Raw genomic sequence first — 13,804 nt, 5'->3', positions numbered from 1 at the left:
CTGCCTCGGCGAAGGCCAGTCTATTTTGTTTTGATTGAACGTTCAATCAATAAAGAATAAGCTCTGCGACAATTTGTGCCATTGACAGTTTTTCAGGCTGTTTCGAAGGCACGGATTGACACCCCAGGAAATCGTGTAACCCCCGGAATACAAGGCGTTGACGGGCAAGAGCGATGCGAAACACAGATTCTGCCAAACGGTCGTGGACCCTGCGGCGGGCCCTTGGAGCGGGCGGGGTGCTCTGTGGCCAATGCGCGCACCTGAACACAGGATGCGGCTCGGCCGGCAGACCACCTGTCTGGTTTTTGCAACGTTTCGATTCGGGATCACGGTTTCCAGGGTGCTTTTATAACACCTGAAGCAGTGGGGCTATTGCACCAATTGCTCGGGAAAAGACTGATTAGCCTCCACAGCCGTACTGCCCGGAGCATTCGTGCAATGAGTTCTGCCTCCCTAACCAAGCCCCCCGCCGAGAGGGTACGGGTCAACCGCGTGGTGTTCCTCACCTCCGCGCTGATGATCCTTGTTCTGACTGCCTTGCTTATCGCTGTACCCGAAACCGCCGGCCAGGTGCTGGGCGTGGCCCAGAAGTGGCTGACGCGCACCTTCGGCTGGTACTACATGCTGGTGATCTGCGGTTACCTGACATTCGTGGTTTACCTGGCCTTCTCCGACTACGGCAAGCTCAAGCTTGGTGGCAAGGACGATGAGCCAGATTTCAGCTATGGCGCCTGGGCCGGCATGCTGTTTTCCTCCGGTATCGGCATTTCGTTGCTGTATTTCGGTGCCTCCGAGCCCCTGGACCATTATTTCAACCCACCAGAAGGCACCCCTGCCAGCCTCGAAGCGGCGCGCCAGGGCCTGCAACTGACCTTCCTGCACTGGGGCCTGCACGGCTGGGCGATCTACGCCCTGGTCGGCCTGGCCGTGGGTTATTTCGCCTACCGTCACAACCAGCCGCTGGCGCTGCGCTCTGCGCTGTATCCGCTGGTCGGGGAGCGTTGGGTCAAGGGTGCTGCCGGCAACGCCGTGGACATTTTCGGCATGTTCGTCACCCTGCTTGGCCTGGTGACCAACCTGGGTATCGGCTCGATGCAGGTGTCCTCCGGGCTTGAGTACCTGTTCGGCATGGACCACAGCAAGACCAACCTGCTGGTGGTCATTCTGGTGATGGCGGGCGTCGCGACCGTGGCCGCGGTGTCGGGTGTGGAAAACGGCATTCGCCGTCTGTCCAACCTGAACATCATGCTCTTCAGCGGCCTGTTGATATTCGTGCTGCTGGGCGGCGAAACCCTGCACCTGCTCAACAGCTTCGTGCAGAACGTCGGCGATTACCTCAACGGCATCGTACTGAAGACCTTCGACTTGTATGTCTACGAAGACGAAGCCGGCAAGTCGGAACGCTGGCTGGGCCTGTGGACCGTGTTCTACTGGGCCTGGTGGATCTCCTGGGGCCCGTTCGTCGGCATGTTCATCGCGCGGATCTCCAAGGGCCGCACCGTTCGCCAGCTGGTGTGTGGTGTGCTGCTGATCCCGCTGGGCTTCACCCTGGCGTGGCTGTCGATCTTCGGCAATACCGCGCTGGATCTGGTGCTTAACCAAGGTGCCGTAGAACTGGGTAAGACAGCCCTCGAACAGCCCTCGATGTCGATCTACCAGCTGCTGGAGTACTTCCCTGCCGCGAAGATCGTGATCGGCGTGGCGGTGTTCGTCGGCTTCGTGCTGTTCCTCACCCCCGCCGACTCCGGCGCGGTGATGATGGCCAACCTGTCGTGCAAAGGCGGCAAGGTGGACGAAGACGCGCCGCACTGGATGGTGGTGTTCTGGTCGGTGGTCATTACCCTGGTTACCATCGGCCTGCTGTTCGCGGGCAACTTCGAAGCCATGCAGACCATGGTGGTGCTGGCCGGCCTGCCATTCTCAGTGGTGCTCGTGCTGTTCATGTTTGGCTTGTACAAGGCCATGAAGCAGGACGTGGTAGTGGAGCAGGAGCGTGCTGAGCTGGCCGCCCGTGGCCGCCGCGGTTTCAGCGAGCGCCTGACCCAGCTGGAGCTGCAGCCAACCCAGGCGGTGGTCCAGCGCTTCATGGACAAGCACGTCAGCCCGGCCCTGAAGGAAGCTGCCGAGCAAATGCGCACGCTGGGCTTCGAGGTCGAGAGCCGTGTGGGCCAGTCGCGCAACATGATGGGCCTGCGCGTGATGATGGAAGAGGGCAACCCCTTCGTTTACGAAGTGAGCCTGGATGGCTACCTGGCCGCGCCAAGCGAGGCGCCCGTGGAAGGCGAGCCGGAAGTGCGCCAGCGCTTCTACCGCGCCGAGGTGTACCTGCATGACGGCAGCCAGGAGTACGACCTGATGGGCTTTGCACCGGAGCAGATCGTGCGCGACGTGCTGGATCAGTTTGAAAGCCACCGCCAGTTGCTGGGGCGTGTTTACAGCTGATGCAATGAATCAGGCCCTGCTGTGAAGCAGGGCCTTTTTTCTTTTCCAGGCATGCAATAAGTAGCACCGTGACCGCAAACGCTCGCGCCACGCTTCTGGTTCCTCTACCAGAAGGTCACGCGTATGCCCCGTTCCGATACCTCGACATTCGATTTCAGGCGAGCTGCAGCCCTGCAGTTCGCTGACCGCCCCACCTTGCGCCAGGTCGTCAGCGAACAGTTGCTTAAACTGATGCTGGCCGAGCTTCCATGGTTGGCATCGGTGCATCCGGCCTTGCCGTGCGCCGATGTGCTCACGCTCGACAGCCCGGACCCTGCGTCGACTTACTGGACCACTCAGCCATTGGTCGATCGTGTGCTACAGGCCATGCTCGAGCGCAACCCTATCGACCTGGAGCCCATCGCCGGCCGTCATCATAATCTCGGCGTGCTCGATCCCTACCGCTTCGCTGGCGCCAATAGCCCGTTCGCCACTCGGCAGCTCAGTGGCCTGACAGACCCAGTGAATGAACTGATCGCGCAACTGCCGCAGCATTTCTGCCAGGCTCAACTCGACTACTGGCGCGCTCAAGGCAGTGCCGGGGTAAGCCGTGACGAATGGCTTCAGTTGCTGTTGAAGGCCGCCTTGTTGCGCGGCTTGCCCCTACAAGGCCTGGACAGCCAGGAGCAGGCATGCCTGCGGGGTCTGATCCGCGGTGGCGCCGACCAGCCGCCAGTGAGTTTTGTACAGGCGCGCCTGGTCAGCGGCGTCGAGCCTGCCGACGAGATGCTGTGCCACCTGCTGGTCAGCGCAGAGTGGGATGAGCGGCAAGTGGTGCTGTGGTGCGCGCCATCCGGCAACGTGAGCCGTTTTGCTTCATTGGCTGCGTTTGCCGTGGGGCTGCGTGATGAGCTGGCGCAACGCTACAGCTTCAACGGTATGTCGTGGCAGCGTTACCCAGTCGAGGGCAATGTGTTCGCTCAGCAGGCCGCATTGCTGCACGAGGCCATGTGCGACCGGGTGCATCGAGTACGCTACGGGCGTATCGCCGACATTGCAGCCCTTGAGCGGTTGTTCGCTCAATTGAGCGACCCGGCACAGTGGTTTGGTAGCTACCTTGACGAAAGTGCCGCTGTCAGCCCCCCGCCTGGTCTGCTGGCCAGCACTGGCAGCGACAGTTTTGCTTATCAGGCGGGGTTACTGCAGCTAGCAGCCGATCAGTTGGACGCTGAAGGGGTCGCTGCCTTGGAGGGGGTCCAGTCCCTGGCCGACTACACCCGTGAGCAGCTTGCCGAGCCCTTGCGCAAGGCGACCGGGGGCGACCTGTGTGCGGACGAACTGGTCCTTGAATTTTTCGTGGCGCAAGGCATGCCGGGTGGTGCCGCAACCGGAGCAGGCGGGGGTGAGCCTCTGGTCTTCGAGGGGCAGAAGACTTTGACCGAGTTTGCAATCGGCAGCCTCGGCGAGCTCAGGAACGCAACGATCAGGCGGATTCGCCGCCGAGACGGCGCGGACCTTCCCTTGGGGCTGAGTGTGGGCGCTGTGAACCAGATGGTCAGCCAGATCGATGTGGGGGGCCGTTACCCCCTCTATGTCGCGCGTAAGCTGGACGACCCGCAACAACGGCCGCAGCGCATCAGGCGTTTTGCCCGTGAATGGCGCAGTGCGATGCGCTTCAGTGCACTGCATGCCAAGCTCGACGGCAAGCTGAGCGAAGCCGGGCTGCAATGTGTGAATGATTTCTGCGCAGGCCATGACAACCCGTTGGCGCCGCGCATGATGCTGATGCCGTTGACGTTCAAGCGTCAGCCCGACTCGCACCAGCAGGACACTGTACGGGGCATGTACCTGTTGTTCTGTGCCGAGCCGGCGTTGGTGCTGTTGTATCGGCCTTTGTATGCCCAGGACACATTGCGCGAGTATGCAAGCTTTGACGCACTGCTGGAGCATATCCAGGAATCCGTCCGGCTGCAGTCGAGCATACTGGACTGGCTCGACCCTTTCGTTCGCCCTATCTACGATAACGGCGGGTTTCGCGAACCGCATGTCGGCAGCCTCGGTGTCGACCCTTATGACCTGCCTGAAAAACCGCTGCCACCAGTGATTGATCCGCCATTCTGGCGCTCCGGCCTCGACGACAAGCTGTATGACGCCAATCGCGATCTGCTGGTAGAGCTGGCAGACCTGCACTCCACCTCCAACGCAGAACGACGTTGGCAAGCCCTCGCTCAGGGTGCCTGGTTGCTGTTCGATACCGTCAGTCTGGTGCTCAGCGGCCCCATCGCCGCCGTGGCATGGCTGGTGCAATTGCTGGGGGCGTTGGAGGACGATCTGCTGGCGATCGAGCAGGGTGGCGCATTCGAGCGCTGCGCGGCGGTGGCGGACCTGATCGTGAACCTGAGCATGGTGCTGCTGCATGCGCGGCAGCCGCCGCTGACGCCTGGCCCGGTTGCAGAGCCGCCCGAAGCTGGGCTGTTCGAGGGGCCGGCGGCGCAGCGCGGGGCATTCGGCGAAGTCAGCGTGTTGCCGACCGGGGGTGAAGAAGCAGCCCTCGGCACCCTGGCAAGGTTGCCGGAGCGCCGGCTGGATTTGTCCTGGCGTGGCAACCATGGCTTCAACTGGTTGCCGCCTGCGCAGCGGCAGGTATTGCGGGCGATGCGTTCTGGTATAGCGCTGGAGGAGTCGATGTTGCAGGCCGACGGGGCGGCGCAGGGGCTGTATCAGGTCGACGACCGCTTTTATGCGGCGATGGGCGCCGATGTTTATCCCGTTCAGGTGCTACCTGAGGGGGTACGGGTGATCGATGGCCATGGTGGATATGGGCCGTGGTTGAGCTTTGCCAGGGGGGCCTGGCGGGTGGACACGTCACTGCGCCTCGCTGGCGGAATGAGGCAAGCCGGCACGCGAGCGAGCCTGGTGGCCCGCTTGAACAAACTGGAGAAAGCTGCCGATGCACTCACGCGTCAGGCCAATGCAGCGTCGGAGCGTTTCACGATGGCGGGGGCGGACGTTACACAACTGCGCGAGAAAATAACCAGGCTGGAAGATTTGCGTGCGCGGGAACAGGCCAAATTGGACAACGGCATGGACGATACCCAGCGCACTACGTCAACAGCCCTTATCGACCGGTACGATACGCGAATCGCCGAGTGGCGGACGGAACTATCCACCAAGCGCGAAGAGGCGGTTCGGGATCTAGAAGCAGCAGTGCGCTGCGACAACGAGGTGCTGGTCAAATATCAGGCGATTCTGGAACCCAAATTCGCCTCTGTTCGCCCAGCGATGGCGGAGCAGGTCCTCCCAGAGCAGGTGAATGTTATTCGCACCGCGCTCATTCGCCACAACGATTTTATCTACAACGAGTTGTTGAGCTTGGCGGACTACCCAGGTTTGGCTGAACTGCAACAGGCCCTCCACGGCCGTTCCCTGCACGAGGGACTCGAAACCTATCGTGCGTTTCGCCTCAAGCTCCAAGGGGTGGTTGATAGACAGGAGCGCATGCTGGCGGCGTACGAATACCTCGACCAACTGTTGACCGATGCGCCGCTGGACTTGCTCATCAGCCACCCCGACACAACGCCACGGCGAACGGTCGCCTCGCTCATTGCCGAACGCGAGTTGAGCACGGTGCAATTGCGTTTTCATCAGGTGATGAACCTCGCCGACCTGGCTTTGCACCTGGATTCCAGCACCGGGCGGGGGAAGCTTCGTGGTTTCAGGGATGAACTGATGGGCCTCGGCCTGCGCAGTGCTGCAGGGGCCCATGGTGACCTTGGGTTCGCCAGGCTGCCGCTGGATGACCGCATCACAGTCCTTCAGGAGGCCTGGGACGAATATGCCGCAGCACTGCTTAACAGTGCGCGGATTCGCGATCAGGGGGGCGCGCTGGTGGAGGTGTCGATGCTTGACCGTTATCGCACCCATCTGGAGAAGCTCAAGCTCGATGCAGGGCGTCGGCTGGTTGATGCCATGAAGGAGCAGGAGGGTGCCAGCGTTACCCCGGGCCGTGTTCCCTACGCTATCGCCAACACGCCACAGCGGGCGGTGCGCAACAGTGAGGGGCAACTGCTCATTGGCAACGAGGTCGTTGTGAATGGCCAGCCCATGGTTGAGGTGCGCGAGCCCTTCACCAAGGAGATCCTCACCCGTTTCGAGCAGCGGGATGGCCGGTGGGTCGAACAGGTGTCGGAGCCAGCGCCAGTGGACGCCGAGCAGGTGCCGGCGGATACCGCTTTTCGGGTGCAGGCCTTGCAGGATGAAGCCAGGGCGCTGTCACAGAAAGCAGATGAATACGTCAGCTACGACCTCAACGGCATGAAGATCAGGCGGATGTTCGAACGACTGATCAACAAGCTCGGCCGAGAAGCAGCCTCGCTGACTGAGGAGGGCGCGGCCGCAGGCTTGATAAGGATCGTGGAGAATGCCGCTGACCAACTGCGTTCTGACATGAACTACAAGTTGACGAAGCTCTATACCGATACGAAGTATCCGACGGCTGAGGGCCTGCAGTTCTTGCACGAGCAGAAGTTGATCAGGGTGGAGTATGTCAGCCCGAGAAAGACCATGGCCAACGGCAGTGCATTTGACGAGTACAAGGTCCTGCGCTTGACGGGGGCAACAGGGGGGCGACCCCTGTGGGTTGCGCATTTTCACCTGCCCACGCTCGACGCCAATGCGCAGGACTTCACCCAGGGCCATCTGAAGACGTGGAGCCAGCGGCGTATGAGTGGCCGTGAAGAAGCGGCTCTGGGGCAGCGGGTACACCGCGGCAAGCTGACCCTGGAGCAAGCGCGCGGCATCATCCCGTTCGATTGAGGCGCGTCAGCGGTTGCTGTAACGGCCATGCCTGCCATGGGCTGGCATGGCCTGATTACCGCGTTCGGCGATCATCTGGTGCAGCCCGATGAGGACAATCCCTTGTGCCTGGAGCCGAGGTAATTCCCGCTCCAGCACCTGCAGCGTCTGAGGATAGGGGTGCCCGATCAGCACCGCCGACCCCTGCCGACGCGCCAGCTCGACCCCTTGCTGCAATTGGCCGGCGATTGCCTCGACCGTACGCTCGTCATCCAGGAACACATCACGCGATACGTGCGCCAGCCCGACTTCCTGAGCTTGGGCTGCCGCCACGGTGGCTGCGCTGGTACGGCTGTCGACGAAGAACAGGTGACGCCGCTGCAACTCGCCCATTAGCCAGGTCATGGCATCACGTTGCGAGGTCATACGGCTGCCCATGTGGTTGTTGATGCCCGCGGCGTAAGGCACTTTGGCCAGGGCGGCGTTCAGACGCTCGGCCAGTTCCGGGATTGCCAGGCCGGGGTGCCAGGCGTAAGGCCCGGTCGCAGGGTCCATGGGCATGTGCAGGATCACCGTCTTGCCGGCCTTGTGCGCCTGCCGGGCGAAATCGCTGGCGTGCGGGGTGTCGGGCATGATCGCCATGGTCACCGGGCCAGGGAGCGCGAGGGTGCGGCTGTCGCGCTCGGTGCTTTGGCCCAGGTCGTCGATGATGATGCTCATGTAGGCCTTGGCGGGCGCCGCATGAGCAGCGCCCGCCAGCAGGCATAACAGCGTGAACAGCAGAGAACGCATGGCGGGTATCAATGGCCCTTGGTGACGTTCAGGCCCTTGAGCAGGCTAAGGGCCTGGCTCAGCTGGAAGTCGTCGTCCTGCGGGCGTTCCTTGCGCTTGCTGCTACCGGTCGGCCGGTCGGCACCGCCGTTGCCGTTGCCCAGGTGGCCTTGCAGGTCGGCTTCCTTGAAGTTGTCGGTATCGACTTCGGCAGTCAGCTTGGCCTGGCGAACCTCGATGTCCGGCACGATGCCCTGTGCCTGGATCGAGCGGCCGTTGGGGGTGAAGTACAGCGCGGTGGTCAGCTTGAGGGCGCGGTCGTTGGCCAGCGGCAGTACGGTTTGCACCGAGCCTTTGCCAAAGCTGTCGGTGCCCATCAGCACGGCGCGTTTCTGGTCTTGCAGGGCGCCGGCGACGATTTCCGAGGCAGAAGCACTGCCGCCGTTGATCAATACCACCAGTGGCACACCTTCGCTGGCGTCGGCCGGGTCGGCAGAGAAGCGCAGCTCGGAGTTGGCGATGCGGCCCTTGGTGTAGACGATCAGGCCTTTGGTCAGGAAGTGGTCGGCCACTTCCACCGCCGATTGCAGCACGCCGCCTGGGTTGTTGCGCAGGTCCAGCACCAGTCCGCGCAGCTTCTTGCCGTTGTCCTTGCGCAGTTTGGCCAGCGCCTTGCCCACTTCCTCACCGGTCTTGACCTGGAATTGGGTGATGCGAATGTAGCCGTAGTCGTTCTCCAGCAGTTGGCTCTTCACGCTCTTGACCTGGATTACCGCGCGGGCAAGGGTCACGTCGAACGGGTTGCCGCCATCGCGTACCAGGGTCAGGGTGATCTTTTCGCCAATCTTGCCGCGCATCTTGTCCACGGCTTCGGTCATCGTCTGACCACGGGTCGGGGCACCGTTGATCTTGACGATCAGGTCGCCCGCCTGCACGCCGGCACGGGATGCCGGGGTGTCATCGATGGGTGAAACCACCTTGATGAAGCCGTCTTCCTGGCCCACTTCGATGCCCAAGCCGCCGAACTCGCCGCTGGTGCTTTCCTGCAGCTCCTGGAAGTCTTCAGGGCCAAGGTAGGCCGAATGCGGGTCAAGGTTACTGAGCATGCCCTTGATGGCGTTCTCCAGCAGGGTCTTGTCGTCTACCGGTTCGACGTAGGCTGCCTTGATGCGGTCCATGACCTCGGCAAAGGTACGCAGCTCCTCCAGCGGCAGCGGCGCCTTGGCCGTCACCTCGGTGGCCGGCACCGAGGCCGGCTTGGCTGGCTTGACCGCAGCCGGCTCGGCGGCGAGGGCCACGGGCGCGCCGACCGCCAAGGCGATGGTCAGGGCCAGCTGGGTGAGACGAGGCGAGTGCAGCATGTCGAACGAACTCCTGATCCTGTAGGCGCTCCCTGCGGAGCATCGGTGCAGCGCTGGCGCTACCCCGTAAAATTTGACTAGGCTTGAGCCCTAACCTCTGCACCACTGCGATGGGTCGGTAGGCCGCCCCTGCTGGCGAATGGCGAAATACAAGCCCGCGGCATCCTGGCCGCCGCTGTCGCCAACGGTGGAAATGGCTTCGCCGGCCTTGACGATGTCGCCGGCATTCTTGAGCAGGCTCTGGTTGTGGCCGTACAGGCTCAGGTAACCATTACCATGGTCGAGAATGACCAGAAGTCCAGCGCCACGCAACCAGTCTGCGAACACCACGCGCCCGCCATGCACGGCGCGCACCTGGGTCCCAGGGTTGGCGCTGATCATCACCCCATCCCACTTGGCGCGGGCATCGCTGCCGCGGGCATCACCAAAACGCGCCAGCAATCGACCATTGACCGGCCAAGGAAGTTTTCCCCGGGCAGCAGAAAATGCACCGCCGTAGTTCGCACCATCGCTGGACACCATCGGGCCGAGGGTGGTGCGGGCCTTTTTCGGCGGTTCGGCATCGTCGCGGGCTGCCAGGGCGGCTTGCTGGCGGCGCTTCTCGGCTTCCTGTTGGGCGAGCAGGGCTTTCTGGCGTGCCTCTTCTGCTTCGCGGGCCTGGCGAGCGAGGGTTTCCTCGATGGTCTTGAGGACCTTGGCCAGGTCAGCCTGGTCCTGTTCGCGAGCCTGGAGTTTCTGGTCGCGGTCCTTCATGTCACCGTTGAGCTTGGCCAGCACCTGCTGGCGCTTGCTGCGTTCGGCTTCGAGTGCCTGACGACGGCCGTCGAGGTCTGCGCGCTGGGTCAGCAGCTGTTCTTGCTGGCGGCCGATGTCTTGCTCGACATTGGCCAGCTGGCGCAAGGTTTCGTTAAAGGCGCGCAGTTGCTCCATGCGCGCCTTGCTCAGGTAATCGTAATAGGTGAGGGTGCGGGCAAACTTCTCGGGGTTCTGCTGGTTGAGCAGCAACTTGAGGTATTCCTCGCGACCATTGTTCTGGTAAGCGGAGCGGGCCTGGACGGCGATCAGTCGCTGTTGTTCAACGCGGGCGCTCTGGAGTTTTTTTTTCTCGGTATCAAGGCGCTCCAGCTCGCCCTCGGTCTTTTTTAGTTCTTGCTGCAGGGCCTCCACCTGCTTTTCCAGCTTGCCGATGTCGGTCTCGGTGGATTTGAGGTCTTTCTGTACGCCGGCCTTTTCTTCCTGGAGCTTGCCCAGCGTCTTTTTGAGCTCGGCGATATCCTGGCGGGTGGCGTCCAGTTGTTGCTGGGTCTGCGCACGCTCATCGGCGAAAGCCGGGCTGAGCAGGCAAGACAGGGCTAGGAGGATCAGGGCGCGAAGCATGGGGTTGGGCGTACCAAGGATGGAGACTGGCCTAGTATGCCCGCGCGGGCTGGCAAAAAAAACGCCCCACCGCAGATGCGATGGGGCGTTTGTCTGGAATGCGATGGTTTCAGGCATCCACGAGGATTGAAGTCCCGGTCATTTCCGCAGGCGTCTCCAGCCCCAGCAGCTTGAGCATGGTCGGCGCCACGTCGGCCAGCACGCCGCCTTCGCGCACCTTGACCTTGCGCTTGCCCACATAGATGAACGGTACCGGCTCGGTGGTGTGCGCGGTGTGCGCCTGGCCTGTGCACTCGTCTTCCATCTGCTCGACATTGCCGTGGTCGGCGGTGATCAGCGCTTCGCCGCCCACCTTGTCCAGTGCTTCGACGATGCGCCCGACGCAGCTGTCCAGCGCTTCCACGGCCTTGACTGCGGCGTCGAACACGCCGGTGTGGCCGACCATGTCGCCGTTCGCGTAATTGACCACGATGACGTCATAGCGCTGCTGCTCGATGGCCTCGACGATTCGGTCGGTGACCTGCGGCGCGCTCATTTCCGGCTGCAGGTCGTAGGTGGCCACCTTCGGCGACGGGATCAGAATGCGCTCTTCGCCTTCGAACGGCTCTTCACGGCCGCCGGAGAAGAAGAAGGTGACATGGGCGTATTTCTCGGTCTCGGCGATACGCAGCTGGGTCTTGCCGTTCTTGGCCAGGTACTCGCCCAGTACGTTATTCAGGCTGGCCGGGGCGAATGCGGCAGGTGCCGGGATCTTCGCCGAGTACTGGGTCAGGCCGATATAGGCTGCCAGTTTCGGCATGCGGGCCCGGGGGAACTCGTTGAAGTCGGGTTCGACGAACACGCGCGACAACTCGCGGGCCCGGTCTGCACGGAAGTTCATGAAGATCACGGCATCGCCATCTTCGACCTTGACCGCTTCGCCGATGCGGGTGGCCTTGACGAATTCGTCACTCTCGTCGCGGGCATAAGCTGCTTCGAGGCCGGCCACGGCGCTGTCGGCAGCGTATTCGGCAACGCTGTCGACGATAAGGTTGTAAGCGGCGCTGACGCGGTCCCAGCGATTATCGCGGTCCATGGCGAAGTAACGGCCAATCAGGCTGGCGATACGGCCTTTGCCCAGCCTGGCAAAGGTCGAGTCAAGCAGCTCGATGGACGATTGCGCGCTGCGCGGCGGGGTGTCGCGGCCGTCGAGGAAGGCGTGCAGGTAGATTTTCTCGGCGCCGCGCTGCGCGGCCAGTTCGGCCATCGCGACCAGGTGGTCCTGGTGGCTGTGCACGCCACCGTCGGAAAGCAGGCCGAGGATGTGCACGGCCTTGCCTGCACCCGCGGCCTTGTCCACAGCGCCCGTGAGCACAGGGTTCTGGAAGAACTCGCCATCACGGATGGCTTTGGTCACCCGCGTGAAGTCCTGATAGACGACACGGCCGGCGCCAAGGTTCATATGACCGACTTCGGAGTTGCCCATCTGCCCGTCCGGCAGGCCGACATCCATGCCTGAGCCGGAGATCAAGCCATGCGGCTGCTCGGCGCGCAGGCGGTCATAGACCGGGGTGTTGGCGGCAAAGATGGCATTGTATTCGGGGCTTTCGCTGTGACCGAAACCATCCAGGATGATCAGGACAAGGGGTTTGGGCGTGCTCGTCATCAATCAAACTCACGGTTGTTCAAAGATGATAAAGACACGCATTTTAGGGCAAATGCGCCATCAGCGGCGAATATTCGTCCCATAACCGTCAAACGGCAAAGATGAAGGTGAATTTGCTGCCGGCCTGCCGGGCTTTGGTGGTCATGGGGGGCTGTGTATACTGGCCGACATTTTCAATCGCCTGGAACACCGCTGATGGTTGCTCACCTGATTCAATTCGCGACAGATCACTACATCCTGGTTGCGATCTTCGTTGTTCTGCTGGTCCTGCTGCTCCTCAACGAAGTCCGCCGTGGCGGCCAGAGCCTGAGCAACGGCCAGTTGACCGCCCTGGTCAACGCCGAGAAGGCCCTGGTCATCGACATCCGTCCGGCCAAGGAATATTCCGCCGGCCACATCGTCGGTGCGGTGAACATTCCTCAGGACAAGCTGGCCAATCGCATGACCGAGCTGGATAAGCACAAGGAAAAGACCCTGATCGTCGTCGACGCCATGGGCCAGCAGTCCGGCACCATCTGCCGCGAGCTGCTAAAGGCTGGTTACAACGCCGCCAAATTGAGCGGTGGCGTTTCCAGCTGGAAAGCCGATAACCTGCCCCTGGTGAAGTGATATGAAGCCCGTCATCGTCTACTCCAGCGACTACTGCCCCTACTGCATGCGTGCCAAGTACCTGCTCGAGAGCAAGGGCGTGGCCTTCGAGGAAATCAAAGTCGACGGCAAACCGCAGGTTCGCGCCGAAATGAGCCAGAAGGCCGGCCGTACTTCGGTGCCACAGATCTGGATCGGCAGCACCCATGTCGGTGGATGCGATGACCTCTATGCCCTGGAGCGCGCCGGTAAGCTCGACGCGCTGCTGGCGGCCTGATTTGCACTGCATTCAAAAACATTAGGATAAGGACCTGCCATGACTGACCAACAGACCAACGGCGCCGCCGCAGAAGACAACGGCCCTCAGTTCTCCATGCAGCGCATCTACGTGCGCGATCTTTCGTTCGAGGCCCCGAAAAGCCCGCAGATCTTCCGCCAGACGTGGGAGCCGAGCGTCGCCCTGGACCTCAACACCAAGCAGAAAGCCCTGGAAGGCGACTTCCATGAAGTGGTGCTGACCTTGTCGGTAACCGTCAAAAACGGTGACGAAGTGGCGTTCATCGCTGAAGTCCAGCAGGCCGGTATCTTCCTGATCAAGAACCTCGACGCCTCCTCGATGAGCCACACCCTCGGTGCGTTCTGCCCGAACATCCTGTTCCCATACGCCCGCGAGACCCTGGACAGCCTGGTGACCCGTGGTTCGTTCCCGGCCCTGATGCTGTCGCCGGTCAACTTCGACGCCCTGTACGCGCAAGAAATGCAGCGCATGCAGGAAGCGGGCGAAGCGCCGACCGTTCAGTAATCGCGGTTTGGTAACAAAGAGGCGACCCTGAGGGGTCGCCTTTTT

Annotated in this window: 9 protein-coding genes; 5 read left to right on the top strand and 4 right to left on the bottom strand. The window is 62.1% G+C overall.

Annotated features, from left to right (window positions below; all coding sequences use genetic code 11):
• Positions 1–438 precede the first annotated feature (438 nt).
• Both APH34_RS15105 and APH34_RS15100 read left to right on the top strand, forming a co-directional pair.
• Positions 439–2,442, top strand: a complete 2,004-nt coding sequence (locus APH34_RS15105; protein WP_054901841.1) for a BCCT family transporter — start codon at positions 439–441, stop codon at positions 2,440–2,442.
• Positions 2,443–2,565: 123 nt separating this feature from the next.
• Entirely contained in the window at positions 2,566–7,236 is a 4,671-nt protein-coding gene (locus APH34_RS15100; protein WP_054901840.1) for a dermonecrotic toxin domain-containing protein, read from the top strand.
• Between the two features lie 6 nt (positions 7,237–7,242).
• Here APH34_RS15100 and APH34_RS15095 read toward each other — a convergent pair whose 3' ends face one another.
• From APH34_RS15095 to gpmI, 4 genes are all read right to left on the bottom strand, one after another.
• The gene (locus tag APH34_RS15095; protein ID WP_054901839.1) at positions 7,243–8,007 is read right to left on the bottom strand and encodes a divergent polysaccharide deacetylase family protein; all 765 of its coding nucleotides are present in this window, start codon (positions 8,005–8,007) and stop codon (positions 7,243–7,245) included.
• An 8-nt stretch (positions 8,008–8,015) separates the two neighbouring features.
• Positions 8,016–9,347, bottom strand: coding sequence for a S41 family peptidase (locus APH34_RS15090; RefSeq protein WP_054901838.1), 1,332 nt, complete (start codon positions 9,345–9,347; stop codon positions 8,016–8,018).
• 90 nt (positions 9,348–9,437) lie between these two features.
• A complete protein-coding gene (locus APH34_RS15085; RefSeq protein ID WP_054901837.1) occupies positions 9,438–10,724 on the bottom strand; it encodes a murein hydrolase activator EnvC in 1,287 nt (428 codons plus the stop codon).
• Between the two features lie 109 nt (positions 10,725–10,833).
• Entirely contained in the window at positions 10,834–12,369 is a 1,536-nt protein-coding gene (gene gpmI, locus APH34_RS15080) for a 2,3-bisphosphoglycerate-independent phosphoglycerate mutase (RefSeq protein WP_054901836.1), read from the bottom strand.
• Between the two features lie 195 nt (positions 12,370–12,564).
• On the opposite strand from gpmI, the gene APH34_RS15075 reads away from it, so the two are divergent.
• From APH34_RS15075 to secB, 3 genes are read left to right on the top strand one after another with little or no spacing between them, the layout of a single operon-like run.
• The gene (locus tag APH34_RS15075) at positions 12,565–12,978 is read left to right on the top strand and encodes a rhodanese-like domain-containing protein (RefSeq protein ID WP_054901835.1); all 414 of its coding nucleotides are present in this window, start codon (positions 12,565–12,567) and stop codon (positions 12,976–12,978) included.
• Position 12,979: 1 nt separating this feature from the next.
• The gene (grxC, locus tag APH34_RS15070; RefSeq protein WP_003249204.1) at positions 12,980–13,234 is read left to right on the top strand and encodes a glutaredoxin 3; all 255 of its coding nucleotides are present in this window, start codon (positions 12,980–12,982) and stop codon (positions 13,232–13,234) included.
• A gap of 39 nt (positions 13,235–13,273) precedes the next feature.
• Complete coding sequence (gene secB, locus APH34_RS15065) at positions 13,274–13,759, top strand: protein-export chaperone SecB (protein ID WP_054901834.1); 486 nt, start codon at positions 13,274–13,276, stop codon at positions 13,757–13,759.
• The last annotated feature ends 45 nt before the right edge of the window (positions 13,760–13,804 follow it).

Source organism: Pseudomonas sp. NBRC 111131 (assembly GCF_001320525.1).
GTDB lineage: Bacteria > Pseudomonadota > Gammaproteobacteria > Pseudomonadales > Pseudomonadaceae > Aquipseudomonas > Aquipseudomonas ceruminis.
This window is presented reverse-complemented; position numbering and strand designations above follow the sequence as displayed.

Coding starts and splice junctions, on each gene's coding strand:
- gpmI (WP_054901836.1), bottom strand. CDS start 12,369: ATGACGAGCACGCCCAAACCCCTTGTCCTGATCATCCTGGATGGTTTC.
- APH34_RS15085 (WP_054901837.1), bottom strand. CDS start 10,724: ATGCTTCGCGCCCTGATCCTCCTAGCCCTGTCTTGCCTGCTCAGCCCG.
- APH34_RS15105 (WP_054901841.1), top strand. CDS start 439: ATGAGTTCTGCCTCCCTAACCAAGCCCCCCGCCGAGAGGGTACGGGTC.
- APH34_RS15075 (WP_054901835.1), top strand. CDS start 12,565: ATGGTTGCTCACCTGATTCAATTCGCGACAGATCACTACATCCTGGTT.
- APH34_RS15090 (WP_054901838.1), bottom strand. CDS start 9,347: ATGCTGCACTCGCCTCGTCTCACCCAGCTGGCCCTGACCATCGCCTTG.
- secB (WP_054901834.1), top strand. CDS start 13,274: ATGACTGACCAACAGACCAACGGCGCCGCCGCAGAAGACAACGGCCCT.
- grxC (WP_003249204.1), top strand. CDS start 12,980: ATGAAGCCCGTCATCGTCTACTCCAGCGACTACTGCCCCTACTGCATG.
- APH34_RS15100 (WP_054901840.1), top strand. CDS start 2,566: ATGCCCCGTTCCGATACCTCGACATTCGATTTCAGGCGAGCTGCAGCC.
- APH34_RS15095 (WP_054901839.1), bottom strand. CDS start 8,007: ATGCGTTCTCTGCTGTTCACGCTGTTATGCCTGCTGGCGGGCGCTGCT.